This window comes from Aeromonas sp. 600276 (assembly GCF_049175815.1).
In the GTDB taxonomy this organism is placed as follows: Bacteria; Pseudomonadota; Gammaproteobacteria; order Enterobacterales; family Aeromonadaceae; genus Aeromonas; species Aeromonas dhakensis.
In genome coordinates this window covers 108,675-132,128 of the sequence record NZ_JAAKVU010000014.1, presented here as the reverse complement: position 1 = coordinate 132,128, position 23,454 = coordinate 108,675, and the positions used below count along the sequence as shown (strand labels likewise).

At 57.1% G+C, this 23,454-nt stretch carries 38 protein-coding genes; 4 read left to right on the top strand and 34 right to left on the bottom strand.

Going from position 1 to position 23,454, the window contains the following annotated elements; genetic code table 11:
• Nucleotides 1-136: 136 nt before the first annotated feature.
• The 28 genes from rplQ to rpsJ all read right to left on the bottom strand — a co-directional run bounded on the left by rplQ (nucleotide 137) and on the right by rpsJ (nucleotide 13,759).
• Nucleotides 137-520 carry a 50S ribosomal protein L17 gene (gene rplQ, locus G5134_RS15045; RefSeq protein WP_005307999.1) on the bottom strand — a complete coding sequence of 128 codons (384 nt, stop codon included), beginning with the start codon at nucleotides 518-520 and terminating at the stop codon, nucleotides 137-139.
• A 43-nt stretch (nucleotides 521-563) separates the two neighbouring features.
• Complete coding sequence (locus G5134_RS15040; RefSeq protein ID WP_005307997.1) at nucleotides 564-1,553, bottom strand: DNA-directed RNA polymerase subunit alpha; 990 nt, start codon at nucleotides 1,551-1,553, stop codon at nucleotides 564-566.
• A 25-nt stretch (nucleotides 1,554-1,578) separates the two neighbouring features.
• Entirely contained in the window at nucleotides 1,579-2,199 is a 621-nt protein-coding gene (rpsD, locus tag G5134_RS15035) for a 30S ribosomal protein S4 (RefSeq protein WP_005307996.1), read from the bottom strand.
• Between the two features lie 39 nt (nucleotides 2,200-2,238).
• A complete protein-coding gene (rpsK, locus tag G5134_RS15030) occupies nucleotides 2,239-2,628 on the bottom strand; it encodes a 30S ribosomal protein S11 (protein ID WP_005307993.1) in 390 nt (129 codons plus the stop codon).
• Between the two features lie 14 nt (nucleotides 2,629-2,642).
• Nucleotides 2,643-2,999: a 30S ribosomal protein S13 gene (gene rpsM / locus G5134_RS15025; protein WP_005307991.1), complete on the bottom strand. Its 357-nt coding sequence runs from the start codon at nucleotides 2,997-2,999 to the stop codon at nucleotides 2,643-2,645.
• Between the two features lie 139 nt (nucleotides 3,000-3,138).
• The gene (gene rpmJ, locus G5134_RS15020) at nucleotides 3,139-3,252 is read right to left on the bottom strand and encodes a 50S ribosomal protein L36 (RefSeq protein ID WP_005319705.1); all 114 of its coding nucleotides are present in this window, start codon (nucleotides 3,250-3,252) and stop codon (nucleotides 3,139-3,141) included.
• A 27-nt stretch (nucleotides 3,253-3,279) separates the two neighbouring features.
• On the bottom strand, nucleotides 3,280-4,608 hold the full coding sequence (gene secY / locus G5134_RS15015) for a preprotein translocase subunit SecY (RefSeq protein ID WP_005307989.1): 1,329 nt from the start codon (nucleotides 4,606-4,608) through the stop codon (nucleotides 3,280-3,282).
• An 8-nt stretch (nucleotides 4,609-4,616) separates the two neighbouring features.
• A complete protein-coding gene (gene rplO, locus G5134_RS15010; RefSeq protein WP_005307987.1) occupies nucleotides 4,617-5,054 on the bottom strand; it encodes a 50S ribosomal protein L15 in 438 nt (145 codons plus the stop codon).
• A gap of 2 nt (nucleotides 5,055-5,056) precedes the next feature.
• Nucleotides 5,057-5,236 carry a 50S ribosomal protein L30 gene (gene rpmD / locus G5134_RS15005; protein ID WP_005307985.1) on the bottom strand — a complete coding sequence of 60 codons (180 nt, stop codon included), beginning with the start codon at nucleotides 5,234-5,236 and terminating at the stop codon, nucleotides 5,057-5,059.
• A 6-nt stretch (nucleotides 5,237-5,242) separates the two neighbouring features.
• The gene (gene rpsE / locus G5134_RS15000; RefSeq protein ID WP_005307983.1) at nucleotides 5,243-5,743 is read right to left on the bottom strand and encodes a 30S ribosomal protein S5; all 501 of its coding nucleotides are present in this window, start codon (nucleotides 5,741-5,743) and stop codon (nucleotides 5,243-5,245) included.
• 14 nt (nucleotides 5,744-5,757) lie between these two features.
• A complete protein-coding gene (rplR, locus tag G5134_RS14995; protein ID WP_005340606.1) occupies nucleotides 5,758-6,111 on the bottom strand; it encodes a 50S ribosomal protein L18 in 354 nt (117 codons plus the stop codon).
• Between the two features lie 9 nt (nucleotides 6,112-6,120).
• On the bottom strand, nucleotides 6,121-6,654 hold the full coding sequence (rplF, locus tag G5134_RS14990; protein WP_005307981.1) for a 50S ribosomal protein L6: 534 nt from the start codon (nucleotides 6,652-6,654) through the stop codon (nucleotides 6,121-6,123).
• A gap of 13 nt (nucleotides 6,655-6,667) precedes the next feature.
• Entirely contained in the window at nucleotides 6,668-7,060 is a 393-nt protein-coding gene (rpsH, locus tag G5134_RS14985) for a 30S ribosomal protein S8 (protein WP_005307980.1), read from the bottom strand.
• Between the two features lie 20 nt (nucleotides 7,061-7,080).
• Nucleotides 7,081-7,386 (bottom strand): 30S ribosomal protein S14, encoded by a 306-nt coding sequence (rpsN, locus tag G5134_RS14980; protein WP_005307979.1) that lies wholly within the window; start codon nucleotides 7,384-7,386, stop codon nucleotides 7,081-7,083.
• Between the two features lie 10 nt (nucleotides 7,387-7,396).
• Nucleotides 7,397-7,936, bottom strand: a complete 540-nt coding sequence (gene rplE / locus G5134_RS14975; protein WP_005307978.1) for a 50S ribosomal protein L5 — start codon at nucleotides 7,934-7,936, stop codon at nucleotides 7,397-7,399.
• Between the two features lie 13 nt (nucleotides 7,937-7,949).
• The gene (gene rplX / locus G5134_RS14970; RefSeq protein WP_005307977.1) at nucleotides 7,950-8,267 is read right to left on the bottom strand and encodes a 50S ribosomal protein L24; all 318 of its coding nucleotides are present in this window, start codon (nucleotides 8,265-8,267) and stop codon (nucleotides 7,950-7,952) included.
• Between the two features lie 11 nt (nucleotides 8,268-8,278).
• On the bottom strand, nucleotides 8,279-8,647 hold the full coding sequence (gene rplN / locus G5134_RS14965) for a 50S ribosomal protein L14 (RefSeq protein ID WP_005307975.1): 369 nt from the start codon (nucleotides 8,645-8,647) through the stop codon (nucleotides 8,279-8,281).
• A gap of 147 nt (nucleotides 8,648-8,794) precedes the next feature.
• Complete coding sequence (gene rpsQ / locus G5134_RS14960) at nucleotides 8,795-9,043, bottom strand: 30S ribosomal protein S17 (protein WP_005307966.1); 249 nt, start codon at nucleotides 9,041-9,043, stop codon at nucleotides 8,795-8,797.
• Entirely contained in the window at nucleotides 9,043-9,234 is a 192-nt protein-coding gene (gene rpmC / locus G5134_RS14955) for a 50S ribosomal protein L29 (protein WP_005307965.1), read from the bottom strand. Before rpmC ends, rpsQ begins: the two co-directional genes overlap by 1 nt.
• Nucleotides 9,234-9,647: a 50S ribosomal protein L16 gene (gene rplP / locus G5134_RS14950; protein ID WP_005307963.1), complete on the bottom strand. Its 414-nt coding sequence runs from the start codon at nucleotides 9,645-9,647 to the stop codon at nucleotides 9,234-9,236. The genes rpmC and rplP overlap by 1 nt, the downstream gene beginning before the upstream one ends.
• A gap of 13 nt (nucleotides 9,648-9,660) precedes the next feature.
• Complete coding sequence (gene rpsC / locus G5134_RS14945) at nucleotides 9,661-10,374, bottom strand: 30S ribosomal protein S3 (protein WP_005307962.1); 714 nt, start codon at nucleotides 10,372-10,374, stop codon at nucleotides 9,661-9,663.
• A 3-nt stretch (nucleotides 10,375-10,377) separates the two neighbouring features.
• The gene (gene rplV / locus G5134_RS14940) at nucleotides 10,378-10,722 is read right to left on the bottom strand and encodes a 50S ribosomal protein L22 (RefSeq protein WP_005319741.1); all 345 of its coding nucleotides are present in this window, start codon (nucleotides 10,720-10,722) and stop codon (nucleotides 10,378-10,380) included.
• A 10-nt stretch (nucleotides 10,723-10,732) separates the two neighbouring features.
• Nucleotides 10,733-11,011, bottom strand: a complete 279-nt coding sequence (gene rpsS / locus G5134_RS14935; RefSeq protein WP_005307960.1) for a 30S ribosomal protein S19 — start codon at nucleotides 11,009-11,011, stop codon at nucleotides 10,733-10,735.
• 22 nt (nucleotides 11,012-11,033) lie between these two features.
• A complete protein-coding gene (rplB, locus tag G5134_RS14930; protein ID WP_005307957.1) occupies nucleotides 11,034-11,855 on the bottom strand; it encodes a 50S ribosomal protein L2 in 822 nt (273 codons plus the stop codon).
• 15 nt (nucleotides 11,856-11,870) lie between these two features.
• The gene (gene rplW, locus G5134_RS14925) at nucleotides 11,871-12,173 is read right to left on the bottom strand and encodes a 50S ribosomal protein L23 (protein ID WP_005307955.1); all 303 of its coding nucleotides are present in this window, start codon (nucleotides 12,171-12,173) and stop codon (nucleotides 11,871-11,873) included.
• Entirely contained in the window at nucleotides 12,170-12,775 is a 606-nt protein-coding gene (rplD, locus tag G5134_RS14920) for a 50S ribosomal protein L4 (RefSeq protein ID WP_005307949.1), read from the bottom strand. Before rplD ends, rplW begins: the two co-directional genes overlap by 4 nt.
• Nucleotides 12,776-12,792: 17 nt before the next feature.
• On the bottom strand, nucleotides 12,793-13,425 hold the full coding sequence (rplC, locus tag G5134_RS14915) for a 50S ribosomal protein L3 (protein ID WP_005307947.1): 633 nt from the start codon (nucleotides 13,423-13,425) through the stop codon (nucleotides 12,793-12,795).
• A gap of 22 nt (nucleotides 13,426-13,447) precedes the next feature.
• Nucleotides 13,448-13,759 (bottom strand): 30S ribosomal protein S10, encoded by a 312-nt coding sequence (gene rpsJ, locus G5134_RS14910; RefSeq protein ID WP_005307944.1) that lies wholly within the window; start codon nucleotides 13,757-13,759, stop codon nucleotides 13,448-13,450.
• A gap of 356 nt (nucleotides 13,760-14,115) precedes the next feature.
• Here rpsJ and G5134_RS14905 point away from each other — a divergent pair, with 356 nt between their 5' ends.
• Nucleotides 14,116-15,030 (top strand): DMT family transporter, encoded by a 915-nt coding sequence (locus G5134_RS14905; protein WP_010635418.1) that lies wholly within the window; start codon nucleotides 14,116-14,118, stop codon nucleotides 15,028-15,030.
• A gap of 37 nt (nucleotides 15,031-15,067) precedes the next feature.
• Here G5134_RS14905 and envZ read toward each other — a convergent pair whose 3' ends face one another.
• Nucleotides 15,068-16,378 (bottom strand): two-component system sensor histidine kinase EnvZ, encoded by a 1,311-nt coding sequence (gene envZ / locus G5134_RS14900; protein ID WP_017778593.1) that lies wholly within the window; start codon nucleotides 16,376-16,378, stop codon nucleotides 15,068-15,070.
• Nucleotides 16,375-17,094, bottom strand: a complete 720-nt coding sequence (gene ompR, locus G5134_RS14895) for a two-component system response regulator OmpR (RefSeq protein ID WP_005307934.1) — start codon at nucleotides 17,092-17,094, stop codon at nucleotides 16,375-16,377. The genes envZ and ompR overlap by 4 nt, the downstream gene beginning before the upstream one ends.
• A gap of 224 nt (nucleotides 17,095-17,318) precedes the next feature.
• Between ompR and greB the strand changes: the two genes are divergently transcribed.
• Complete coding sequence (greB, locus tag G5134_RS14890; protein ID WP_011704309.1) at nucleotides 17,319-17,792, top strand: transcription elongation factor GreB; 474 nt, start codon at nucleotides 17,319-17,321, stop codon at nucleotides 17,790-17,792.
• A gap of 279 nt (nucleotides 17,793-18,071) precedes the next feature.
• Complete coding sequence (locus G5134_RS14885; RefSeq protein WP_024941544.1) at nucleotides 18,072-20,381, top strand: Tex family protein; 2,310 nt, start codon at nucleotides 18,072-18,074, stop codon at nucleotides 20,379-20,381.
• 58 nt (nucleotides 20,382-20,439) lie between these two features.
• Here G5134_RS14885 and G5134_RS14880 read toward each other — a convergent pair whose 3' ends face one another.
• From G5134_RS14880 to bioH, 4 genes are all read right to left on the bottom strand, one after another.
• Complete coding sequence (locus tag G5134_RS14880) at nucleotides 20,440-20,718, bottom strand: hypothetical protein (RefSeq protein WP_005307922.1); 279 nt, start codon at nucleotides 20,716-20,718, stop codon at nucleotides 20,440-20,442.
• A gap of 88 nt (nucleotides 20,719-20,806) precedes the next feature.
• Entirely contained in the window at nucleotides 20,807-21,604 is a 798-nt protein-coding gene (locus G5134_RS14875; RefSeq protein WP_017766248.1) for a putative metalloprotease CJM1_0395 family protein, read from the bottom strand.
• A 1-nt stretch (nucleotide 21,605) separates the two neighbouring features.
• Nucleotides 21,606-21,839 (bottom strand): flagellar basal body rod C-terminal domain-containing protein, encoded by a 234-nt coding sequence (locus G5134_RS14870; protein WP_005307918.1) that lies wholly within the window; start codon nucleotides 21,837-21,839, stop codon nucleotides 21,606-21,608.
• A 71-nt stretch (nucleotides 21,840-21,910) separates the two neighbouring features.
• A complete protein-coding gene (gene bioH, locus G5134_RS14865) occupies nucleotides 21,911-22,675 on the bottom strand; it encodes a pimeloyl-ACP methyl ester esterase BioH (RefSeq protein WP_024941543.1) in 765 nt (254 codons plus the stop codon).
• A gap of 38 nt (nucleotides 22,676-22,713) precedes the next feature.
• Here bioH and G5134_RS14860 point away from each other — a divergent pair, with 38 nt between their 5' ends.
• Nucleotides 22,714-23,442, top strand: coding sequence for a ComF family protein (locus G5134_RS14860; protein WP_024941542.1), 729 nt, complete (start codon nucleotides 22,714-22,716; stop codon nucleotides 23,440-23,442).
• Nucleotides 23,443-23,454: the final 12 nt, after the last annotated feature.

Sequence of the window (23,454 nt, the reverse complement as noted above, 5' to 3'; positions counted from 1 at the left end):
GCAGTTGAGGCAGTTGAGGCAGTTGAGGCAGTTGAGGCAGTTGAGGCAGTTGAGGCAGTTGAGGCAGTTGAGGCAGTTGAGGCAGTATCAGAATCAACTAAAAGAAAAGCCGGGACAAGCCCGGCTTTTTCTTTTATCACTCAGCAGCTGCTTCAGCAGCGGCCGGGCGGTCTACCAGCTCAATGTAAGCCATAGGGGCGTTGTCGCCAGCACGGAAACCGCATTTCAGAATGCGAGTATAACCGCCGGCGCGCTCCAGGTAGCGCGGGCCCAGTTCATTGAACAGCTTAGCCACGATCGCGTTATCGCGAGTACGGGCAAATGCCAGGCGACGATTAGCAACGCTATCAGTCTTGGCAAGGGTGATCAGCGGTTCAACTACACGACGCAGCTCTTTTGCCTTAGGCAGAGTCGTCTTGATGATCTCATGACGAACCAGGGAGCTGGCCATGTTGCGGAACATAGCCTGACGATGGCTGCTGTTCCGGTTCAGTTGACGACCACTCAAACGATGGCGCATGACCTTATCCTTCTAACTAAATCTGTGAAACCCGTAATCTGGATTACTCGTCAGCGATGCTGGCGGGCGGCCAGTTCTCAAGGCGCATGCCAAGAGACAGACCACGGGAGGCCAACACGTCCTTGATCTCAGTCAGGGACTTCTTACCGAGGTTAGGAGTCTTAAGCAACTCAACTTCGGTACGCTGTACCAGATCACCAATATAGTGGATAGCTTCTGCCTTCAGACAGTTCGCAGAACGAACTGTCAGCTCCAAATCATCGACAGGACGCAGCAGAATCGGATCAAACTCGGGTTTCTCTTCTTTCTTCTCGGGCACGCTGACATCGCGCAGATCCACGAAGGCTTCCAGTTGCTCGGCCAGAATAGTGGCAGAACGACGGATGGCTTCTTCAGGATCCAGGGTACCATTGGTCTCCATGTCGATGACCAGCTTGTCCAAGTCGGTACGCTGTTCAACCCGTGCTGCCTCAACATTGTAGGCAATACGAACGATGGGGCTGAACGCGGAGTCCAGCAGCAGGCGACCGATAGGACGCTCTTCATCATCGTTGTGAACACGAGCAGAAGCAGGCACATAACCACGACCGCGCTGAACTTTCAGGCGCATGCTGATTTCAGCATTGGCACCAGTCAGGTGGCAGATTACGTGCTCCGGGTTTACGATCTCGACTTCATCACCGTGAGTGATATCACCAGCGGTAACGGGGCCTGTTCCAGACTTGGTCAGGGACAGAGTTACCTCGTCCTTGCCTTCCAGCTTCACAGCGATACCTTTCAGGTTGAGCAGGATTTCAAGAATGTCTTCCTGTACACCTTCTTTGCTGCTGTACTCATGCAGTACACCGTCAATTTCGACTTCAGTAACTGCACAACCGGGCATAGAAGACAGCAAAATACGACGCAGGGCGTTGCCCAGCGTGTGACCAAAGCCACGCTCGAGTGGCTCAAGAGTCACTTTCGCATGAGTCGGGCTAACTTGCTCGATGTCAACTAGCCGCGGTTTAAGAAAATCTGTTACAGAACCCAGCATTGTGTCCTCTCTTTAGAAGCTAGCTTTACTTGGAGTAAAGCTCGACGATCAGCTGTTCGTTAATGTCGGCAGACAGGTCGGAACGCTCTGGCAGACGCTTGAAAGCACCTTCCATTTTAGCGGCATCAACCTCTACCCAAGTCGGCTTCTCGCGCTGACCAGCAACCTCAAGGGCAGCTTTGATTCGCGCTTGCTTCTTAGCCTTCTCACGAACGCAGATCACGTCCTCAGGGGAAACCTGGAAAGAAGGAATGTTCACAACGCGACCGTTTACCATGATGGCCTTGTGGCTCACCAGCTGACGAGATTCAGCGCGGGTAGCACCGAAGCCCATACGGTAGACGACGTTGTCCAGACGACCTTCCAGCAGCTGCAACAGGTTTTCACCGGTGTTACCCTTTTGACGGGCAGCGTCGCGGTAGTAGTTGCGGAACTGTTTTTCCAATACGCCGTAGATACGACGAACTTTTTGTTTCTCGCGCAGCTGAACACCGTAGTCAGACAGACGCGCTTTACGCGCACCGTGTTGACCAGGAACGGTGTCAATCTTGCACTTAGAATCAATCGCACGAACACCAGACTTCAGGAAGAGGTCGGTGCCCTCACGACGGCTAAGCTTAAGCTTAGGACCGATATATCTTGCCATCTTCTTTCTCCAACAATCCTAGACCAAGTAGCTACAGCGTTACACGCGGCGCTTCTTGGGAGGACGACAACCGTTGTGCGGGATCGGAGTCACATCAGTAATGTTAGTGATGCGGAAACCAGCCGCGTTCAGAGCGCGGATGGAAGACTCACGACCGGGACCCGGACCTTTAACCATGACTTCCAGGTTCTTCACGCCATATTCTTTGGCCATCTCACCAGCGCGCTCGGCAGCTACCTGAGCAGCGAACGGGGTGGACTTACGAGAACCACGGAAACCGGAACCACCAGAAGTAGCCCAAGACAGAGCGTTGCCCTGACGGTCAGTAATGGTCACGATTGTGTTGTTGAAAGATGCATGAACGTGCGCAATACCGTCGCTCACTTGCTTTTTAACGCGCTTGCGAGCACGAGTCGGAGTTTTAGCCATTTTCTACCTTCCCGTTACTTCTTGATAGCCTTGCGCGGACCCTTACGGGTACGAGCGTTGGTCTTGGTACGTTGACCACGAACAGGCAGGCTACGACGGTGACGCAAACCACGGTAGCAACCCAGATCCATCAATCGCTTGATGTTCATGGAAATCTGACGACGCAGGTCACCTTCAACGGTGAATTTACCTACTTGTTCACGCAGACTCTCGATCTGAGCTTCGTCCAGGTCTTTAATTTTCACATTCTCAGCGATACCGGCTGCGGCACAGATGGCCTTGGAGCGGGTACGACCGACGCCATAAATAGCAGTCAAAGCGATGACTGCATGCTTATGGTCAGGAATGTTAATGCCAGCGATACGGGCCACTATTCACTCCTACATATAGTAGATTACGACCACCACAAAGCCCGTGAGCGGATACGTGGCGGTCAACCAATACACAACAAAAGTTGGCTGGCTATATTAGCCAGCACAACTATTTGTTGCAAGTACTAACCGTAAAAAATTAGCCTTGGCGCTGTTTATGCTTTGGCTCGCTGCAAATCACACGCACCACACCGTGACGCTTGATGATTTTGCAGTTACGGCAGATTGCCTTAACGGAAGCACGAACTTTCATTGCTTAACTCCGTAACTACGCCGACCTTTAGCGGCCGTAGCCCTTCAGGTTGGCCTTCCTCAGGACGTCGCCATACTGATGAGACATCATATGGGTCTGAACCTGAGCCATGAAGTCCATGATAACTACCACGATAATCAGCAGCGAGGTGCCACCGAAATAGAACTGAACGTTCCAGGCAGTCATCAGGAACTGGGGTACCAGACAGATAAAGGTTATATAGAGCGCACCTGCCAATGTCAGGCGGGTCATAACCTTATCGATATAACGTGCTGTCTGCTCGCCCGGGCGGATCCCCGGGATAAAGGCTCCACTCTTCTTCAGGTTATCTGCTGTCTCGCGGGGGTTGAACACCAGCGCGGTATAGAAGAAGCAGAAGAAGATAATGGCTGCTGCATAGAGCATCTCATACAAGGGCTGACCCGGCTGCAGGACCATAGAGACCTGTTGCAGGATATCGGCGACCTTGCCCTCGCCCTGACCAAACCAAGAGGTAATGGTCCCCGGGAAGAGGATGATGCTGGATGCGAAAATCGCAGGAATCACACCGGCCATATTTACTTTCAACGGCAGGTGTGTGCTTTGCGCTGCGAATACCTGGCGGCCTTGTTGACGCTTGGCATAGTTAACGACGATACGACGCTGACCACGCTCCACGAACACCACAAAGTAAGTCACTGCGAAAACAATCAAGCCCAGCAACAACAACAGCAGGATGTGCAATTCCCCTTGACGTGCCTGTTCGGCCGTAGCGCCAATGGCATGAGGCAGACCAGCAACGATACCTGTGAAGATAATCAACGAGATACCATTACCAATCCCACGCTCGGTAATCTGCTCACCCAACCACATCAAGAACATGGTACCGGTGACCAGACTCACAACGGCTGTGAAATAGAAGCCCAAACCCGGATGAGTCACGAGTCCCTGCATCATATTCGGCAGACCGGTTGCAATACCAATGGCCTGGAAAGTTCCCAAAACCAGCGTGCCCCAACGGGTATATTGGCTAATCTTGCGACGGCCGGATTCACCTTCTTTCTTGAGTTCAGCAAGAGCGGGGTGAACCACAGTCAGCAGCTGGATAATGATCGAGGCCGAAATGTACGGCATGATCCCCAGCGCAAGAATAGAAGCACGCGAGAGTGCACCACCACTGAACATGTTGAACATCTCAATGATGGTGCCCTTCTGTTGTTGGAACAACTCGGCCAGTACGGCGGCGTCAATACCAGGAATCGGCACATAAGAGCCTGCACGGAAAACGATAATCGCCCCGAGAACGAAGAGCAGACGGCTCTTCAGTTCACTCAGACCACCCTGTGCTTTAACATCCAATCCTGGTTTCTTAGCCATTGTACTGATTATTCCTCGATTTTACCGCCAGCGGCCTCGATGGCTGCACGTGCACCCTTGGTGACGGACAGACCACGAACGGTCACAGCACGGTCAATGTTGCCAGACAGAACAACTTTAGCGAACACGATGTTTTTGGTAATAACACCGGCTTGCTTCAGAGTGCTCACGTCGACCACATCACCTTCTACCAGGGCGATTTCGTTCAGGCGCACTTCGGCAGAAACCAAAGATTTGCGAGAGAAGAAACCGAACTTCGGCAGACGGATTTTCAAAGGCATCTGGCCGCCTTCGAAACCGTTGCGGACTTTGCCGCCACCGGAACGAGAGGTTTGACCTTTAACACCACGACCACCGGTCTTGCCCAGACCAGAACCGATACCACGGCCCGGACGGTGCTTAACGCGCTTGGAACCAGCGGCCGGAGACAGAGTATTCAGACGCATGCTTAGCCCTCCACCTTAACCATGTAATAAACCTGGTTGATCATGCCGCGTACGCAGGGAGTATCTTCCAGCTCAACGGTGTGACCAATGCGACGCAGACCCAGACCACGCAGAGTCGCCTTGTGCTTTGGCAGACGGCCGATAGAGCTGCGAGTTTGAGTTACTTTTACAGTGTTAGCCATGTCGCATTACCCCAGAATTTCTTCAACGCGCAGACCACGCTTGGCAGCGATCTGTTCCGGGGATTGACCCTGAACCAGAGCGTCTACAGTGGCGCGAACAACGTTGATTGGGTTGGTGGAACCGTAGGTCTTAGCCAGCACGTTGTGGATACCAGCAACTTCCAGAACGGCACGCATAGCGCCGCCTGCGATGATACCAGTACCTTGAGAGGCCGGCTTCATGAACACGGTGGAACCGGAGTGAACACCTTTCACCGGGTGGTGCAGGGTGCCGTTGTTCAGCTCAACCTTGTTCAGGTTACGCTTAGCCTGTTCCATCGCTTTTTGAATAGCGGCCGGAACTTCACGGGCTTTACCGTAACCGTAACCTACACGGCCGTTACCATCACCCACCACGGTCAGCGCGGTGAAGGACATGATACGACCACCTTTAACAGTTTTCGAAACACGGTTTACTGCAATCAGCTTTTCTTGCAGTTCGCCGGCTTGAGATTCGACTTTAGCCATCTTCGACTCCTAGCTTAGAACTGAAGACCAGCGTCACGAGCAGCAGCTGCCAGAGCAGCGATGCGACCGTGATACTTGAAACCGGAACGATCGAAAGATACGTTCTGAACGCCTTTGGCAATGGCACGCTCGGCGATAGCCTTACCTACAGCGGTAGCAGCATCTGCGTTACCGGTGTATTTCAGAGCTTCACTGATGGCCTTCTCTACTGTGGAAGCAGAGGCCAGAACTTCGGAACCGTTGGCTGCAATAACCTGCGCATAGATGTGACGCGGGGTACGGTGAACAACCAGACGGGTAGCTCCCAGTTCCTGCATCTTTTTCCGAGCACGAGTAGCACGACGGAGACGAGCTGCTTTCTTGTCCATAGTGTTACCTTACTTCTTCTTAGCTTCTTTAGTACGCACTTGCTCGTTGGCATAGCGTACACCCTTGCCCTTGTAGGGCTCCGGAGCGCGGTAAGCACGGATATCGGCGGCGACTTGGCCAACCAGCTGCTTGTCGACACCACGCAGAACGATTTCTGTGGCAGTCGGGCACTCAGCGGTCACACCAGCCGGCAGCGCATGCTCTACCGGGTGAGAGAAGCCCAGAGCCAGCGCAACAGCATTGCCCTTGATGGAGGCTTTATAACCTACACCAACCAGCTGCAGCTTGCGCTCGAAGCCTTGGGTAACACCGATTACCATGTTGTTGACCAATGCACGGGCAGTACCGGCCTGAGCGTCAGCACCAGCGATGCCGTCGCGCGGGGCGAACTTCAGTACATTGTCTTCTTTGGTCACTTCTACACCGGCGTGAATAGAGCGAACCAGGGAACCTTTACCACCTTTGATGGACAGTTCCTGGCCGTTCAGAGTCACCTCTACGCCAGCAGGAATAGTGACGGGTGCCTTAGCAACACGAGACATTTCCTACCTCCTATTAAGCGACGTAGCAGATGATCTCACCGCCCATGCTTGCTTTACGGGCAGCACGGTCAGTCATCACACCTTTAGACGTGGACACGATAGCAACACCGAGACCGCCCATAACTTTCGGCAGATCAGTAGTGCGCTTGTAAATACGCAGGCCGGGACGGCTCACGCGTTGGATCAGTTCTACAACCGGCTTGCCCTGGAAATATTTCAGTTCAATTTCCAGTTCCGGTTTCACGTCACCAGCTACGGAGTAGCCAGCGATGTAACCTTCTTCTTTCAGCACTTTGGCAATAGCCACTTTCAGCTTGGAAGAAGGCATGGAAACCGCAACTTTGCTCGCCGCCTGACCGTTACGGATGCGGGTCAGCATATCCGCGATCGGATCTTGCATGCTCATAGTCTAACTCCCGAGATTCTTTACCAAGAGGCCTTTTTCAGGCCCGGAATTTCGCCCTTCATGGCATGCTCACGCACCTTGATGCGGGACAGACCAAACTTACGCAGGAAACCGTGCGGACGACCAGTAATGTTGCAACGGTTACGCTGACGGGACGGACTGGAATCACGGGGCAGCTGTTGCAGTTGCAGAACAGCATCCCAACGCGCTTCTTCAGAAGCGTTCATATCAACGATGATAGCTTTGAGCTCGGCACGCTTGGTCGCGTACTTGGCTACCAGCTTCGCACGCTTTACTTCACGTGCTTTCATGGATGTTTTAGCCATAACCCTAACCTTACTTGCGGAATGGGAAGTTAAAGGCAGCCAGCAGAGCACGGCCTTCTTCATCGGTATTCGCGGAAGTGGTGATGGTGATATCCAGACCACGAACGCGATCGACCTTGTCATAGTCGATTTCCGGGAAGATGATTTGCTCACGCACGCCCATGGAGTAGTTACCACGACCGTCGAACGCTTTAGCGTTCAGGCCACGGAAGTCACGGATACGCGGTACGGAGATGCAAATCAGCCGTTCCAGGAACTCCCACATACGCTCGCCACGCAGGGTTACTTTACAACCTATCGGGTAGCCTTCACGAATCTTGAAGCCCGCAACAGATTTGCGAGCTTTGGTGATCAGCGGCTTCTGACCGGAAATGGCAGCCATATCGGCAGCAGCATTTTCCAGCAATTTCTTGTCAGAGATCGCTTCACCAACACCCATGTTCAGGGTGATTTTCTCGATCCGAGGGACTTGCATGATAGTCTTGTAACCGAACTGCTTGGTCAGTTCATTTACTACATCTGATTTGTAGTAATCATGCAGTTTCGCCATCGTTAAACTCCAATTACTTCACAAGTTCGCCGGTGGATTTGAAGAAGCGAACTTTTTTGCCGTCTTCAATCCGGAAACCAACGCGGTCAGCTTTGCCAGTGGCAGAGTTGAACAGCGCTACGTTAGATACATCGATGGGGGCTTCTTTGGTGACGATACCGCCAGCCTGACCCAGTGCGGGTACCGGCTTCTGGTGTTTCTTCACCTGGTTGATGCCTTCCACGATTACCTTACCTTTAGCAATCAGAACTTGAGTGACTTTGCCACGCTTGCCCTTGTCTTTGCCGGTAAGAACAATCACTTCGTCTTCGCGACGGATTTTAGCTGCCATCGTTCGACTCCTTACAGTACTTCGGGTGCCAGGGACACAATCTTCATGAACTTCTCATTACGCAGTTCACGGGTCACCGGGCCAAAAATACGAGTACCGATCGGCTGCTGGTTGTTGTTAAGCAACACAGCCGCATTGTTGTCGAAACGGATGACAGAGCCGTCCGGACGACGAACGCCTTTACGGGTGCGTACGACCACCGCGTTATACACATCACCTTTCTTCACTTTACCGCGAGGAATAGCTTCCTTGATGGAAACCTTGATGATGTCGCCGATGCCGGCGTAACGGCGGTGCGAACCACCCAGAACCTTAATACACATTACACTGCGAGCGCCGGAGTTGTCGGCAACACCCAGCATACTTTGCATCTGGATCATCTTAGTGCTCCGCTTTGTTTACTTCTTATCCCTCTCGGGATCTGGCTGCCTTCAAAAGGCGCGAAACTATAACACAGGATTTTTAGAAAAGGTAGCCTAAAAAACAAACGGCCCCGTCAAGGGGCCGTTTAGACTACAAAGTACCGATTAGGCCTTTTCTACAACGGCAACCAGGGTCCAGGACTTGGTCTTGGACAGCGGGCGGCATTCGCGGATTTCCACGAGGTCGCCAGCTTTGCATTCGTTGTTTTCGTCATGCACGTGCAGCTTGGTAGTGCGCTTGATGATCTTACCGTAGATCGGGTGCTTTACCTTGCGCTCGATGGCGACAGTGATGGACTTGTCCATCTTGTCGCTGATTACACGACCCTGCAGAGTACGGATTTTATCAGTCATTACGCACCTGCCTTCTCAGTCAGTACAGTCTTGATACGTGCGACGTCACGACGCACTTGTTTCAGAGTGTGAGTCTGAGCCAGCTGGCCGGTGGAAGCTTGCATGCGCATGTTGAATTGCTCGCGCAGCAGGCCCAGCAGCTCCTGGTTCAGTTCTTCGACGCTCTTTTGACGCAGATCTTGGGCTTTCATCACATCACCGTCTTAATTACGAAAGTGGTCTGAACAGACAGCTTGGCTGCGGCCAGGGCGAACGCTTCACGCGCCAGAGCCTCAGGTACACCGTCCATCTCGTACAGAACCTTGCCAGGCTGGATCGGGCAAACCCAGTATTCCACGTTACCCTTACCTTTACCCATACGAACTTCGAGGGGCTTTTCGGTAATCGGCTTGTCCGGGAACACACGGATCCAGATCTTACCCTGACGCTTAACGTGACGGGTCATGGCACGACGGGCTGCTTCGATTTGACGAGCAGTCAGCTGGCCACGGGATGTCGCCTTCAGGCCAAAGGTACCGAAGGATACTTCGTTACCAGAGTTGGCCAGACCGCGGTTACGACCCTTGTGGGTCTTGCGGAATTTAGTACGCTTTGGTTGCAACATTTACCGAATCTCCTTACTTGGCAGCGCGGCGCTTGTTGTCACGCTTGGGCTTCGCAGGAGCTTGCTCTTGAGCAGCGGCAGCGTTGACAGCAGCCAGACCGCCCAGAACTTCGCCCTTGAAGATCCAAACTTTAACGCCGATCACACCGTAAGTGGTGTGGGCTTCAGAAGTTGCGTAGTCGATGTCGGCACGCAGGGTGTGCAGAGGCACACGACCTTCACGGTACCATTCGGTACGCGCGATTTCAGCGCCGCCCAGACGACCGGAAACTTCCACCTTGATGCCCTTGGCACCCAGGCGCATGGCGTTTTGTACGGCGCGCTTCATAGCACGACGGAACATTACGCGACGCTCCAGCTGGGAAGTGATGCTGTCGGCAACCAGTTTGCCATCCAGCTCCGGCTTACGGACTTCGGAAATGTTGATCTGAGCAGGCACGCCAGCAATAGTGGCTACAGCTTTGCGCAGTTTTTCAACGTCTTCGCCTTTCTTACCGATCACAACACCCGGACGAGCGGTGTGAATGGTCACACGGATGCTCTTGGCCGGACGCTCGATGGTGATCTTGGACAAGGACGCGTTTTTCAGTTCCTTGGTCAGGAACTGGCGTACTTGAAAATCGCTGTACAGGTTGTCAGCGAAGTCTTTGGTGTTCGCGAACCAGGTAGAATTCCAAGGCTTGGTAATACCCAGGCGAATGCCATTAGGATGTACTTTCTGACCCATTGCTTATCTCCCAGCCTTAGCGTCGGATACCACTACGGTGATGTGAGCGGTACGCTTGAGGATACGATCCGCGCGACCTTTGGCACGAGGACGGATGCGCTTCATGGAGGGACCTTCGTCGACCATGATAGTAGCAACACGCAGGGCGTCGATGTCGGCGCCTTCGTTGTGCTCAGCGTTTGCAATGGCAGATTCCAGCACTTTCTTCACCAGAACTGCAGCCTTTTTCGGGCTGAAGGTCAGGATGTTCAGAGCCTTGTCTACGGACAGACCACGTACTTGATCGGCTACCAGACGAGCTTTCTGGGCAGAAGTACGGGCATAACGGTGTTTAGCGATAGCTTCCATCATTTATCCCTTAGCGCTTCTTAGCCTTCTTATCAGCAGCATGGCCGCGATAAGTACGAGTAGGTGCGAATTCACCCAGTTTGTGACCGATCATTTCTTCGGTAACGAAAACCGGAACGTGCTGACGACCATTATGGACAGCGATGGTCAAACCGATCATGTTCGGGATGATCATTGAACGACGGGACCAGGTCTTAACCGGCTTTTTATCCCCGCTTTCCACCGCTTTCTCTACCTTCTTCAGCAAGTGCAGGTCGATAAATGGACCCTTCTTGAGAGAACGTGGCATGGTGATTCCTCTATGTTAACAATTACTTGTTACGACGACGTACGATGTACTTGTCGGTACGCTTGTTCTTACGGGTCTTGAAGCCTTTAGCCTTCTGGCCCCATGGGGACACAGGCTGCATGCCCTTGTTACGACCCTCACCACCACCGTGCGGGTGGTCTACCGGGTTCATCGCCATACCGCGAACGGTCGGACGAATACCACGCCAGCGGTTTGCACCGGCTTTACCCAGTTGACGCAGCATGTGCTCGGAGTTACCAACTTCACCGATGGTGGCGCGGCACTCGGCCAGAACTTTACGTACTTCGCCGGAACGCAGACGCAGAGTTACATAGTTACCTTCACGAGCCAGGATCTGGATGAAAGTACCAGCGGAACGAGCCAGCTGGGCACCTTTACCAGGCTTCATCTCAACAGCGTGAACGGTAGAACCGACCGGGATGTTGCGCATCGGCAGGGTGTTACCTACCTTGATTGCGGCATCAGCACCAGAAGCGATTGCATCACCAGCTTTCAGGCCTTTCGGAGCCAGGATGTAACGACGCTCACCGTCTGCATACAGCACCAGGGCGATGTTTGCGGTACGGTTCGGATCGTATTCCAGGCGCTCTACTTTAGCCGGGATACCGTCTTTGTCGCGCTTGAAGTCGACGATACGGTAGTGTTGCTTGTGACCACCGCCGATGTGACGGGTGGTGATGCGGCCGTTGTTGTTACGACCACCGGACTTGTCTTTCTTGTCCAGCAGAGCTGCAAAGGGCTTGCCCTTGTACAGGTCTTGGTTGACGATCTTGACGACGTGGCGGCGGCCCGGAGAAGTAGGCTTGCACTTAACGATTGCCATTTTTCAGAACTCCTCTTACTCGGCTGCGCCCATGAAGTCGATGTCCTGACCAGCTTTCAGGGTCACATAAGCCTTTTTCCAATCGGAACGACGGCCTACGCGTGCACCTGCGCGCTTGGTCTTACCCTTCATGTTCAGGGTACGGACGGTCTCAACTTCGACCTCGAACAGTTTCGCAACTGCAGCTTTGACTTCCGCCTTGGTGGCATCAACAGCAACTTTGAACACGATAGTGTTCTGCTTTTCTGCGACCATGGTGCTCTTTTCAGAGATGTGCGGAGCCTTCAGAACTTTCAGCAGACGCTCTTCACGGATCATGCCAGCATCTCCTCGATTTGCTTAACTGCGTCAGCAGTCATCAGAACCTTGTCGAAAGCGATCAGGCTGACCGGGTCGATACCGGCAACGTCACGCACGTCAACTTTGTACAGGTTACGAGCAGCCAGGAACAGGTTCTCATCGACTTCAGCAGTCACGATCAGAACGTCAGACAGTTCCATTTCTTTCAGCTTGGCGATCAGTTCTTTGGTTTTCGGAGCTTCGATGCCGAACTTCTCAACAACGATCAGGCGCTCTTGACGTACCAGCTCGGACAGGATGCTACGGATAGCGCCGCGGTACATCTTCTTGTTTACTTTCTGGCTGTGATCTTGCGGCTTAGCAGCAAAAGTCACACCACCGGAACGCCAAATAGGCGAACGGATGGAGCCAGCACGGGCACGACCAGTACCCTTCTGACGCCACGGCTTTTTGCCGCCACCAGACACTTCAGAGCGAGTCAGCTGCGCACGAGTACCCTGACGGGCACCAGCGGCATAAGCAACGACAACCTGGTGAACCAGAGCTTCGTTGAATTCGCGCCCGAAGGTAGTCTCGGAAACTTCAAGAGCGCTCTTGGCGTCTTTCATTACCAATTCCATTACTATCTCCTCAGACGTTACGCTTTGACGGCAGGTTTAACGATCACGTTGCCGTTGGTTGCACCCGGTACTGCGCCTTTGATGAGCAGCAGGTTGCGTTCAGCGTCAACACGAACCAGTTCCAGGTTCTGAGTCGTTACACGCTCAGCACCCATGTGACCAGCCATCTTTTTGCCCTTGAATACACGGCCCGGGGTCTGGTTTTGACCGATGGAGCCAGGTACACGGTGGGACAGAGAGTTACCGTGGGTCATATCCTGGGTGCGGAAGTTCCAGCGCTTAACAGTACCGGCAAAACCTTTACCCTTGGATGTGCCGGTAACGTCTACCAGCTTAACGTCAGCGAGAAGATCTACTTTCAGCTCGCTACCAACAGTGAAAGTTTCACCGTTGTTCAGGCGGAATTCCCACAGACCACGACCGGCTTCTACACCAGCTTTGGCGAAGTGGCCAGCTTCCGGCTTGGTTACGCGGCTAGCTTTCTTGGAGCCAGTGGTAACCTGAATAGCGTTGTAGCCGTCGGTTTCTACAGATTTGACCTGAGTTACACGGTTAGCTTCAACTTCGATAACAGTCACGGGGATAGAAACGCCATCTTCAGTGAAGATGCGAGTCATACCCACTTTGCGACCTACAAGACCGATTGTCATTGTTATCAACCTCTTTCCGTAATTAACCCAGGCTGATCTGGACGTCTACACCAGCTGCCAGATCCAGACGCATCAGAGCGTCTACGGTCTTGTCAGTCGGCTCAACGATGTCTACCAGACGCTTGTGAGTGCGGATCTCGTACTGATCACGCGCGTCTTTGTTGACGTGCGGGGAGATCAGAACGGTGAAACGCTCTTTGCGAGTCGGCAGCGGGATAGGACCGCGAACCTGCGCGCCAGTGCGCTTAGCAGTTTCAACGATTTCCGCAGTGGATTGATCGATCAGGCGATGATCAAAAGCCTTCAGGCGGATACGGATTCTTTGGTTCTGCATTGACAGAGCTCCAATAGATAAAAGAACATAAATCAACACCGCCCGACCGAGATTACTCCCGCCAGAGGTGTGATTTTTCACGTTTCTCCCCATATCGGGGAGACTGTATGGCTGGCCTTCGCAAGCGAAAAACTCAGCAAGCAGACATATCGTCTGGCTTACCTCATGGGTAAGCGGAGGGGATTATACGGATTTTTTCAATTTGCGCAAGGGAAGGCGAACAGAATGTGCACAATTTTATGTGACGGATGGATCTCTGCCGCCGCCACATGATCCCCCGCCCGGCGCGGGTAACGACAATGTTGCAAACAGGCTGGTAGACTGTGCCACAGCCTTGATCACCGGAACGATTTCTCATGCTCAAAGATCAGAAAAAAGCCTATCAATATGGCCTCTGCGCCGTCGCCCTCTGGTCGACGGTGGCCAGCGCCTTCAAGATCTCTCTCACCTACTTCGAGCCGGTGCAGCTGTTGCTGGTCGCGGCCTGCACCTCGACCCTGACGCTGGGGGTGATCGTGGCCTGTCAGGGCAAGCTGCCGCTGCTGCTCAGCTACATCAAGGGCCGCCCCCTCTACTATCTGGCGCTGGGGGTGCTCAACCCCTTCCTCTATTACCTGCTGCTGTTCAAGGCGTATGATCTGCTGCCCGCCCAGCAGGCGCAGACCCTCAACTACACCTGGGCCATCACCCTCAGTCTGCTGGCAGTCCCCTTCCTCGGCCAGAAACTGCGCCGCCGCGACGGGGTGGCCATCGTGCTGGGCTACTTCGGTGCTCTGGTGATCGCGACCAGGGGGGATGTGTTCGGTCTGCAGTTTGACAGCCCCCTCGGCGTGACGCTGGCGCTGGTGTCGACCCTCATCTGGGCCGGCTACTGGATCCTCAACACCCGCAATCAGGGGGATCCCATCGTCAGCCTGCTACTCGGCTTCATCATCAGTCTGCCCTTCATCGTCGTGGCGACCTGGCTGCTCTCCGATTTTGCCATGACCGCCTGGCAAGGGTGGGCCGGCGCCATCTATGTCGGGCTGTTCGAGATGGGCTTCGGCTTCGTGCTCTGGCTGATGGCGCTACGCCACGCCACCAACACGGCGCCCATCAGCAACCTCATCTTCATCTCGCCCTTTGCCTCGCTGGTCCTGCTCAACCTGTTGATCGGCGAGACAATTCACCCGGCCACCCCCATCGGGTTGGCGCTCATCGTCGCCGCCCTGCTGATCCAGCAGCTGAAATACGGCAAGCGTTACCGCAAGGCGACCGAGCCGCAGGCCTGACAATGCAGAAGGGCGCATCCACGGATGCGCCCTTCGTTCAATCAATCCACTCCAGCGGCTGGTTCTTGGGCAGCCGGATCTCCACCAGCAAGCCCCCCTGCTCGGCACGCCCCAGCCTGATGGTGCCGTGATGCTGGGAGACGATCTTGGCGACGATAGCCAGCCCCAGCCCACTGCCGCTGCCGGTACGCGCCTCGTTGCCCTGGGTGAAGGGCTTGAGTACCCGGTAGTAATCCTGTTCCGGAATGCCGGGGCCGTCATCCGACAAGCGCAGCCGGACCCAGTGACCGTCATCCTTGAGCTCGGCCTGCAGCCGGCTCGCCCCGTAGCGCAACGAATTGCCCGACAGGTTGTTGAGGATGCGCCGGATACTGATGGGGTTGCAGGCGACCCGCACCGCCTCGGCTGGCAGCTCGAGCTCCACCTCCAGCCCCTGGTCGGTCTGCACCAGCAGCGCATCGTGGATCAGCTGGGTCAGGTCCACCGGCTGGGTATCCAGCCCCTCGTCCGGGCGAATGTAGTCGATGAACTGGTCGATGATGCCGTTCGATTCGTCGATGTCCGCGTTGATGCTCTCCTTGAGATACTCATCCCCTGAGGACATCATCTCGGTCGCCAGCCGGATACGGGTCAGCGGCGTACGCAGATCGTGGGAAACGCCCGCCATCATCATGTTTCGCTCTTCGATAAGGCTCTTGATAGAGCTCGACATGTGGTTGAAGGTGCGGGTCAGCCGGCGTACCTCCCGCGAGCCCTGCTCCCCCAGCGCATCGGGGAAGTTGCCGCGGGCAACCGCCACGGCCCCCGCCTCCAGCTCCTCCAGCGGCCGCACCAGCTGGCGGGCAAACCGCCAGGCCGCGAACAGGGTCACCACCAGCAGCACGCTCATGTAGAGGATCAGCGGCTCGATGTCGTCATCCTCGATCTCGGTCAGCGGGATGCGCACCCACACCTTGTTGGCCTGGGGCGGCTGGATCCAGATGATGTAGTGGTCCTGGATCTCGACCCGCACCTTGGTCTTGCCCCCCAGCTCGCGACTGATGCTCTCTTCCAGATAGGTGTAGGGCTTGGACTCCTTGAGCCCATGCTGCTCCGCCTCGGTCTGGGTATAGATGTCGCTGCCGGTCGCCACGTAGACCAGCGCCTCGGCATCTTCACTGAGCGCCAGCTGGTTGCTCTCGACCGGGAAGATGAGCTTGACCTGATTGGCCAGCAGGTGGCTGATCTGCTTGACGGTCGGCGCCAGCAGATAGTTGTAGAAGGTGGCATAGGAGACAAACTGATAGACCACCAGCACGGCGGCCAAAAACCAGAGCATGCGGGAGAACATGCTGCTCACTTTCTTCATTCGCCGTCACCGTCCGGCACGAATACATAGCCCAGACCCCAGACGGTCTGCAGATAACGGGGCTGCGCCGGATCCTGCTCCAGCAGGCGGCGCAGGCGGGAGACCTGCACATCGATGCTGCGCTCGGTGGCGGTATATTCGCGACCGCGAGCCAGGTTCATCAGTTTGTCGCGGGAGAGAGGCTCGCGCGGATGGCTCACCAGCACCTTGAGCACGGCGAATTCGCCGCTGGTCAGTGCCACCGGATCACCATCGCGACTCAACTCACGGGTCGCCAGGTTGAGCTGGTAGCTGCCAAAGCTCACCACCTTCTCGGCGGTAGAGGGGGCGCCCGGCAACTCGACGGTGTGGCGGCGCAACACGGCGCGGATCCGGGCCAGCAGCTCACGAGGGTTGAACGGCTTGGGCAGGTAATCATCGGCTCCCATCTCGAGGCCGACGATGCGGTCCACCTCATCCCCCTTGGCGGTCAGCATCAGCACCGGGATCTGGTTGCCAGCCTCGCGCAGGCGGCGACAGATGGAGAGGCCGTCTTCCCCCGGCAGCATCAGGTCGAGCACCATCAGGCTGAAGTTCTCTCGGGTCAGCAGGCGGTCGGCCTGTTCGCCATTGGCGACGCCCCGAACCACGAACCCCTGTTCGGTCAGGTAGCGCTCCAGCAGGGAACGTAATTTCAAATCATCGTCGACGACCAGAACCTTGTATTGCTGACTCATTGCTTGCCTCTCCTCTCGATATGCTGCCAATACTAGAGCCCGGACTCGTAACGGCAAAGCATAAATATGTTACCGGTTATTGCCCGTGCTGCCGGCATGACGCCACTTTTCCCCTGCCCCAACGTCATCTGGCCCGCCAGTTTTTGCTCGACAGCAAGGCGACAGCAGATAAGATCTGCCGAGCCATAAGAGGCTCATCCGCCCCATCGACACAGGGACCCTCCATGAAGACCAAGTTGATCACCCGTGAAGGCTACAACAAGCTCAAGCAGGAGCTCGATTTCCTCTGGCGCGAGGAGCGCCCCGAGACCACCCGCAAAGTGGCCTGGGCGGCCAGCCTCGGCGATCGCAGCGAGAATGCGGATTACCAGTACAACAAGAAGCGGCTGCGGGAGATCGATCGGCGGGTCCGTTACCTGCGCAAGTGCCTCGAGGAGCTGGGGATCGTCGACTACTCCCCCGCCCAGGAGGGCAAGGTCTTCTTCGGCGCCTGGGTCGAGGTGGAAAACGAGGAGGGAGAGACCAAGCGCTTTCGCATCGTCGGCTATGACGAGATCTTCGAGCGCAAGGATTACATCTCCATAGACTCCCCCATGGCCCGCGCCCTGCTCAAGAAAGAGGTGGGTGACGAGGCCATAGTGCGTACGCCAGTCGGTGACGCCTGCTGGTACATCAATGAGATCAGCTATCCCAAATAAGCCGCTGTCACACCACAGCCACCTGCCCTGCCAACCGGCTACCACAGCCAGCATGGGTTTGCTCCGACTCTCATCCAGGGCGGACACCGCCCTCTCTACCAGGGCTGGCATCCCGCTGCCCGAGCCCATATAGTGCTCACACCCGGCGCCTTGCGGCGCCAACCGGCCCGCGCGGCAGTGGCCTGGCTGATACCTTGAGTACCGCCCTGACAGCCTCTTGCCCGGCGACATCGCCCTCGCGCCAGCCCGTTGTTCTGGACCCGACTACAGAGACCCTCGATGCAAAGCCACGTAATAGAACATCAGATTGCCGGTGAGCTGAATGCCCGCCCGGAACAGGTGCAGGCCGCCGTTCGCCTGCTGGACGAAGGCGCCACCGTCCCCTTCATCGCCCGTTACCGCAAAGAGGTGACTGGCGGTCTGGACGACAGCCAGCTGCGCACTCTGGAGAGCCGGCTCGGTTACCTGCGCGAACTGGCAGATCGCCGCCAGGTGATCCTGCGCTCCATCGAAGAGCAGGGCAAGCTGACCCCCGAGCTGGCCCGCGAGCTGAACGAGGCCGACAGCAAGACCCGGCTGGAAGATCTCTACCTCCCCTACAAACCCAAGCGCCGCACCAAGGGGCAGATGGCCATCGAGGCGGGGCTGGAGCCATTGGCCGACCTGCTGCTGAGCGACCCGATGAAAGATCCCGAACAGGAGGCGGCCCGCTTCCTCAATGCCGAGCAGGGGATCAGCGACAACAAGGCCGCCCTCGACGGTGCCCGCTACATCCTGATGGAGCGCTTCGCCGAGCAGGCGGATCTCCTTGAGAAGCTGCGGGACTATGTGTGGCAGAGCGCCACCCTGCGCGCCAGCGTGGTGGCAGGCAAGGAGCAGGAAGGGGCCAAATTCAAGGACTACTTCGAGCACGACGAGCCGCTGCACAAGGCCCCCTCCCACCGGGTGCTGGCCATGCTGCGCGGCCGCAACGAGGGGATCCTCAACCTGGCGCTGGTCACCGGTGACGACGAGAGCGCCAGCCCCTGCGAGGGGATCATCGCCCATCACCTCAGGCTCAACATGCAAAGTCGCCCGGCCGACAAGTGGCTGCAGGGGGTGGTGAGCTGGACCTGGAAGATCAAGCTCTCCCTGCAGATGGAGACCGAGCTGATCGGCCGCATCCGCGAGTCGGCGGAAGAGGAGGCGATCAAGGTGTTCGCCATGAACCTCAAGGATCTGCTGATGGCGGCACCGGCCGGCATGCGCTGCACCATGGGGCTGGATCCCGGCATCCGTACCGGGGTCAAGGTGGCCGTGGTGGATGCCACCGGCAAGCTGGTCGATACCGCGACCATCTATCCGTTCGAACCCAAGCGCCAGGTTGACCAGAGTCTCAAGACCCTGAGCGAGCTGTGCCAGAAGCACAAGGTCGAGCTTATCAGCATCGGCAACGGCACCGCCTCGCGGGAAACCGACCGCCTGGTGAGCGATCTGTTCGAGCGCTACCCGGCCACCAAGGCGCAGAAGATCGTGGTGAGTGAAGCGGGGGCATCGGTCTACTCCGCTTCCGAGCTTGCCTCCCAGGAATTCCCGGATCTCGACGTCTCCCTGCGCGGCGCCGTCTCCATCGCCCGCCGCCTGCAGGATCCGCTGGCCGAGCTGGTCAAGATCGACCCAAAGAGCATCGGCGTCGGCCAGTACCAGCACGACGTCGGCCAGAGCCAGCTAGCCCGCCGGCTCGATGCGGTGGTCGAGGATTGCGTGAACGCGGTGGGGGTGGATGTGAATACCGCCTCGGTCGCCCTGCTCAACCGGGTCTCCGGCCTCTCCCAGACCTTGGCCCAGAACATAGTCGCCTACCGCGACGAACACGGCGCCTTCCAGCACCGTCAGCAGTTGCTGAAAGTAAGCCGGCTCGGCCCCAAGGCATATGAGCAGTGTGCCGGCTTCCTGCGCATTCGTGGCGGCAACAACCCGCTGGACGGCTCGGCGGTACACCCGGAGTCCTACCCAGTGGTGGAGCGGATCCTCGCTAAGCTGGAGCAGACCGTGGACAGCCTGCTCGGCAACAGCAGCCTGCTGCGCACCCTCAAGCCCGCCGACTACACGGACGAGCAGTTTGGCGTGCCCACCGTCACCGACATCATCGGCGAGCTTGACAAGCCGGGCCGTGACCCACGCCCCGAGTTCAAGACCGCTACCTTCAAGGAGGGGGTGGAGAAAATCAGCGATCTGGTGCCCGAGATGGTACTGGAAGGGGTGGTCACCAACGTCACCAACTTCGGTGCCTTCGTCGACATCGGCGTCCATCAGGATGGCCTGGTGCACATCTCCTCCCTGACCGATCGCTTCGTCAAGGATCCCCGCGAGGTGGTCAAGGCTGGCGACATCGTCCGGGTCAAGGTGCTGGAGGTGGACGTACCGCGCAAGCGCATCAGCCTGACCATGCGTCTGGATGAGAAGGCCGGCCAGCCGGCGCGCAAACCGGCCGAGCCGCGCCACACCGGCAACAACGCCAAGCCGAAACAGGCCCCCCGTCAGAACGCCCCGACCGACGGCGCCATGGGCAACGCCTTCGCCGCCGCTCTCTCCAAACTGAAGAAATAAGCCCCCAGAATGCAAAAAGCCCCGCGAGGGGCTTTTTTGTGCCGGTGGTGCAGCCGCTTCACTCGGCCAGTGCGCTCAGAATGGCGTCGGCCTCCTGATGGGCCGCCAGCACCTCCCGCAGCCGGTTGAATGCCTTGCAGGCCTCTTGCGGATATTTGCCATAAGAGACGACGCCGGTATGACTCCACCCTGCCGCCAGCATCACCTTTTTCTTGAAATGGGTGCCTTCGGTACCGCCCCCACCGAGCTGCATCAAAAACTGCTCCATCTGGAGGTGCGGCGGAGGGACACGGGAGAAGGTGGCAAAATCTTCCGGTTTGACTTCATCAAAGTGCATGACGACTCCTGTGAGTGTGGATGGGATTACCCCTCAGAGTAGTTGCAAATAGCCGCTTGCGGGGGAAAAACAGGGGGAATTGCCGGGCTCAGACACTCAGGTTGAAGCTCTGCGGAGTCGCTGGCTTGACCGCCTGCTGATAGCGTTGGGCGATGACCTGGTTGCGCTGCTCCATGTAACCATTCAACACCCCGGTCTTGGCACTGCCATCGGCCTTCAAGGTGGAGTCCGGATCGGAGGAGATCAGCGCCTTGCGGGCCTGTGCCTCCTTGGCCGCGGCACTCCTTGCCACACTCAGGTCCTGGGAGGAGGGTTGTGCCGGCGCCAGTGCGGCGGCACGTACCTGCTGCATCTTGGCGATGGTGGCCCTAGGGTCGCCGGGAATGACGCTGATGTCGATGGAAACGCCGCCACCGGTGGCATAGCGTTTGCCATCCGGCCCCATGGCAAACTGGTAGGTCGGGCTGCCGGCATACTGACCGCCAGTGCTCTGATGCGCCTGCTCGTGGGTTCGCACCTCCTGATCCCTGTCTGCCAGCTCCTTGACCTGCAGCTCCTGTTTCTGCTGCTGTTCTTGTTGTTTGGGATCCTGCTGCTTGTTGCGCTGGCCGTCTTCACCGGTGGCCTCGACGAAACGGTTGTCGACGGCAGCCTGCGGGTTGCCGGTCTGGGAGCCCTCCCGTGCCTGCTGGGAGGTCTGATTGGCGTTGGCCTGAGTGGATCTGGATTTGTCTTTCTGGGAGCCGACCTCGGGCTCGGCATTGAAGGCCTCGGTCTGGCGACTCTGGGGGATGAGGGCTGCGCGGCGATTGTCAGTGCGTGCCGATTCCGTCTGCGGTTGCAGCTGGTTGGGAATGATGGTCGGCAGACTGACATTGATGTTCATGTCACACCCGGATGTCGATCAGGGTTCCCATCATGTCGCTGGCGGTCTGGATCACCTTGGCGGAGGCACCGGCCTGCACCTCGGCACTCTTGAGGTTCACCAGTTCCTCGGGCAACTGCACCTTGTCACCGCTCGGGGTGTTGAGCCTGGCGATCTGATTGGATGCCTTGTCGGCGATCTGCTCCGCACGCTGGAACCCCTGTACACCGCTGTTCAATGCAGAATCTATACGCATGACAATTCTCCTCTGACACTGGATTAATTATCCGTCACCCCAGAGGATTAATGAAGCAAATTGGCTATTTTTCAACCTACAAAATGTTCAATGATTTCAATGAACTGCTGTGGATGAGAAATAAAGGGCGCGTGTGAGGCCTTTTCCAGTACCACACTGCGGCTGGCCGGGTAGCGCTCGTCCAGCAGAGGAATGGAGGCTTTGGGTACCAGCGAATCCAGCCGACCGTATACCCGCAGCCAGGGCAGGTTCAACTGCGCCAGCTCATCGCGCAGATCGACATCGGCCAGCAAACCGAGCCCCGCCTCCAGCGCGGCCAACTGTGGAGCGGGCCGTTCCGCCAGCCAGTGGCGCAGCTGACGGATGTCATCTCTGGCGTGTTCGCTGCCCATGGCCTGGATCGCCAGGAAACGTTCTATGGTCTGCTTGAAGTCCCCCGCCAACATCTGGTTGAACCCGGTCAGCACCTTGGGGGCGATCCCCGGCCACTCGTCGCGGGCCATGAAACAGGGTGAGCTGGCCACAGTGATGAGAGAGTGCAGTCGCTCGGGATGGTTCAAGGCCAATTGGCTTGCCACCAGACCACCGAGGGACCAACCCAACAAATGGCACTGCTCCGGCAGGATGGTAGCAACCTGCTCCGCCAGCCAGGGCAGACTGTACTCGGCCTCACCCGCCAGCGGGCTGTTGCCAAAGCCGGGCAGATCCACCAGATGGACGCGATAGCGAGCCGCCAGGGCCGGCACAATTCCGTGCCAGACCGCGCCATTCATCCCCCATCCGTGCAACAGCACCAGATCGGGTCCCTGACCAAACCGCTCAACCGATACGCTCATCTAGACTCAAGATCCCTGTTTATCTGCTTGGAGCCTGCATGTTAAAGCGGCTGCTCGCCAAAGCAAGTCCGATCCTCGGCAGTCATGCCGACTGGCAGGGCAGCTGCCTGCTCTGCCAGCAACCTTGCGATGCTGACCCCTTGCTGTGCAGCTGGTGCCGACAGGCCCTGCAGCAGGTTGACCACAGCTGCCGCTTGTGTGCTGCCCCCTTGCCGGCACTGGATGAAGCGCGCGAGCCGATCTGCGGTCGCTGCCAGCGCAGGCCGCCGCCATGGGAGCGACTGCAGGTCATCGGTGACTACCAACCACCCTACCCCATGCTGATCCCACGGCTGAAGTATTCCGGCCAGATCCTGCTGGCCCCGCTGCTCGCCAGGGTGCTGGCGGACCATCTGGATTGCCGCGAGCTGCCACAGGCCATCATTCCGGTCCCCCTGCACTGGTGGCGCCAGTGGTGGCGTGGCTTCAACCAAGCAGAAGAGATAGCCCGCGCCCTCGGCGAGCTGACCGGCATCCCCTGCGATAATCGGCTGCTGCGCCGGGTCAGGGCAACGCCGCAGCAGACCAAATTGAGTGCGGGCCAGCGGCGGCGCAACCTGCGCGGCGCCTTCCAGATCCGCCCCCATGATTATCAGCACGTGGCGCTGCTCGATGACGTGGTCACCACGGGCGCTACCGCCGGCCACCTCACCCGTCTACTTCATGAGAGCGGAGTCACAAAGGTGGAAGTGTGGGCCATCTGTCGCACCCTCAAGCACCTCAAGTAACCAACGGCAGCT

What these genes read in the sequence shown, in the direction of transcription:
- secY (WP_005307989.1), bottom strand. Translation starts at nt 4,608, where the DNA reads ATGGCTAAGAAACCAGGATTGGATGTTAAAGCACAGGGTGGTCTGAGT.
- envZ (WP_017778593.1), bottom strand. Translation starts at nt 16,378, where the DNA reads ATGAAGAAAGTGAGCAGCATGTTCTCCCGCATGCTCTGGTTTTTGGCC.
- rpsD (WP_005307996.1), bottom strand. Translation starts at nt 2,199, where the DNA reads ATGGCAAGATATATCGGTCCTAAGCTTAAGCTTAGCCGTCGTGAGGGC.
- G5134_RS14880 (WP_005307922.1), bottom strand. Translation starts at nt 20,718, where the DNA reads ATGCACTTTGATGAAGTCAAACCGGAAGATTTTGCCACCTTCTCCCGT.
- rplQ (WP_005307999.1), bottom strand. Translation starts at nt 520, where the DNA reads ATGCGCCATCGTTTGAGTGGTCGTCAACTGAACCGGAACAGCAGCCAT.
- rpmC (WP_005307965.1), bottom strand. Translation starts at nt 9,234, where the DNA reads ATGAAAGCCCAAGATCTGCGTCAAAAGAGCGTCGAAGAACTGAACCAG.
- rpsQ (WP_005307966.1), bottom strand. Translation starts at nt 9,043, where the DNA reads ATGACTGATAAAATCCGTACTCTGCAGGGTCGTGTAATCAGCGACAAG.
- rplV (WP_005319741.1), bottom strand. Translation starts at nt 10,722, where the DNA reads ATGGAAGCTATCGCTAAACACCGTTATGCCCGTACTTCTGCCCAGAAA.
- rpsH (WP_005307980.1), bottom strand. Translation starts at nt 7,060, where the DNA reads ATGAGCATGCAAGATCCGATCGCGGATATGCTGACCCGCATCCGTAAC.
- ompR (WP_005307934.1), bottom strand. Translation starts at nt 17,094, where the DNA reads ATGAGTCAGCAATACAAGGTTCTGGTCGTCGACGATGATTTGAAATTA.
- G5134_RS15040 (WP_005307997.1), bottom strand. Translation starts at nt 1,553, where the DNA reads ATGCTGGGTTCTGTAACAGATTTTCTTAAACCGCGGCTAGTTGACATC.
- rpsE (WP_005307983.1), bottom strand. Translation starts at nt 5,743, where the DNA reads ATGGCTAAAGTCGAATCTCAAGCCGGCGAACTGCAAGAAAAGCTGATT.
- G5134_RS14875 (WP_017766248.1), bottom strand. Translation starts at nt 21,604, where the DNA reads ATGAACATCAATGTCAGTCTGCCGACCATCATTCCCAACCAGCTGCAA.
- rplN (WP_005307975.1), bottom strand. Translation starts at nt 8,647, where the DNA reads ATGATCCAGATGCAAAGTATGCTGGGTGTTGCCGACAACTCCGGCGCT.
- rplW (WP_005307955.1), bottom strand. Translation starts at nt 12,173, where the DNA reads ATGATCCGTGAAGAGCGTCTGCTGAAAGTTCTGAAGGCTCCGCACATC.
- G5134_RS14885 (WP_024941544.1), top strand. Translation starts at nt 18,072, where the DNA reads ATGCAAAGCCACGTAATAGAACATCAGATTGCCGGTGAGCTGAATGCC.
- rpsN (WP_005307979.1), bottom strand. Translation starts at nt 7,386, where the DNA reads ATGGCTAAAACATCCATGAAAGCACGTGAAGTAAAGCGTGCGAAGCTG.
- rpsJ (WP_005307944.1), bottom strand. Translation starts at nt 13,759, where the DNA reads ATGCAGAACCAAAGAATCCGTATCCGCCTGAAGGCTTTTGATCATCGC.
- greB (WP_011704309.1), top strand. Translation starts at nt 17,319, where the DNA reads ATGAAGACCAAGTTGATCACCCGTGAAGGCTACAACAAGCTCAAGCAG.
- G5134_RS14860 (WP_024941542.1), top strand. Translation starts at nt 22,714, where the DNA reads ATGTTAAAGCGGCTGCTCGCCAAAGCAAGTCCGATCCTCGGCAGTCAT.
- rplX (WP_005307977.1), bottom strand. Translation starts at nt 8,267, where the DNA reads ATGGCAGCTAAAATCCGTCGCGAAGACGAAGTGATTGTTCTTACCGGC.
- rplE (WP_005307978.1), bottom strand. Translation starts at nt 7,936, where the DNA reads ATGGCGAAACTGCATGATTACTACAAATCAGATGTAGTAAATGAACTG.
- rpsC (WP_005307962.1), bottom strand. Translation starts at nt 10,374, where the DNA reads ATGGGTCAGAAAGTACATCCTAATGGCATTCGCCTGGGTATTACCAAG.
- rpmJ (WP_005319705.1), bottom strand. Translation starts at nt 3,252, where the DNA reads ATGAAAGTTCGTGCTTCCGTTAAGGCAATCTGCCGTAACTGCAAAATC.
- rpsS (WP_005307960.1), bottom strand. Translation starts at nt 11,011, where the DNA reads ATGCCACGTTCTCTCAAGAAGGGTCCATTTATCGACCTGCACTTGCTG.
- rplB (WP_005307957.1), bottom strand. Translation starts at nt 11,855, where the DNA reads ATGGCAATCGTTAAGTGCAAGCCTACTTCTCCGGGCCGCCGCCACGTC.
- rplO (WP_005307987.1), bottom strand. Translation starts at nt 5,054, where the DNA reads ATGCGTCTGAATACTCTGTCTCCGGCCGCTGGTTCCAAGCGCGTTAAG.
- rplF (WP_005307981.1), bottom strand. Translation starts at nt 6,654, where the DNA reads ATGTCTCGTGTTGCTAAGGCACCCGTCACTATTCCTGCTGGCGTAGAG.
- rpsK (WP_005307993.1), bottom strand. Translation starts at nt 2,628, where the DNA reads ATGGCTAAAACTCCGACTCGTGCTCGCAAGCGCGTTAAAAAGCAAGTG.
- rplP (WP_005307963.1), bottom strand. Translation starts at nt 9,647, where the DNA reads ATGTTGCAACCAAAGCGTACTAAATTCCGCAAGACCCACAAGGGTCGT.
- rplR (WP_005340606.1), bottom strand. Translation starts at nt 6,111, where the DNA reads ATGGACAAGAAAGCAGCTCGTCTCCGTCGTGCTACTCGTGCTCGGAAA.
- rpmD (WP_005307985.1), bottom strand. Translation starts at nt 5,236, where the DNA reads ATGGCTAACACTGTAAAAGTAACTCAAACTCGCAGCTCTATCGGCCGT.
- rplD (WP_005307949.1), bottom strand. Translation starts at nt 12,775, where the DNA reads ATGGAATTGGTAATGAAAGACGCCAAGAGCGCTCTTGAAGTTTCCGAG.
- bioH (WP_024941543.1), bottom strand. Translation starts at nt 22,675, where the DNA reads ATGAGCGTATCGGTTGAGCGGTTTGGTCAGGGACCCGATCTGGTGCTG.
- G5134_RS14905 (WP_010635418.1), top strand. Translation starts at nt 14,116, where the DNA reads ATGCTCAAAGATCAGAAAAAAGCCTATCAATATGGCCTCTGCGCCGTC.
- rplC (WP_005307947.1), bottom strand. Translation starts at nt 13,425, where the DNA reads ATGACAATCGGTCTTGTAGGTCGCAAAGTGGGTATGACTCGCATCTTC.
- G5134_RS14870 (WP_005307918.1), bottom strand. Translation starts at nt 21,839, where the DNA reads ATGCGTATAGATTCTGCATTGAACAGCGGTGTACAGGGGTTCCAGCGT.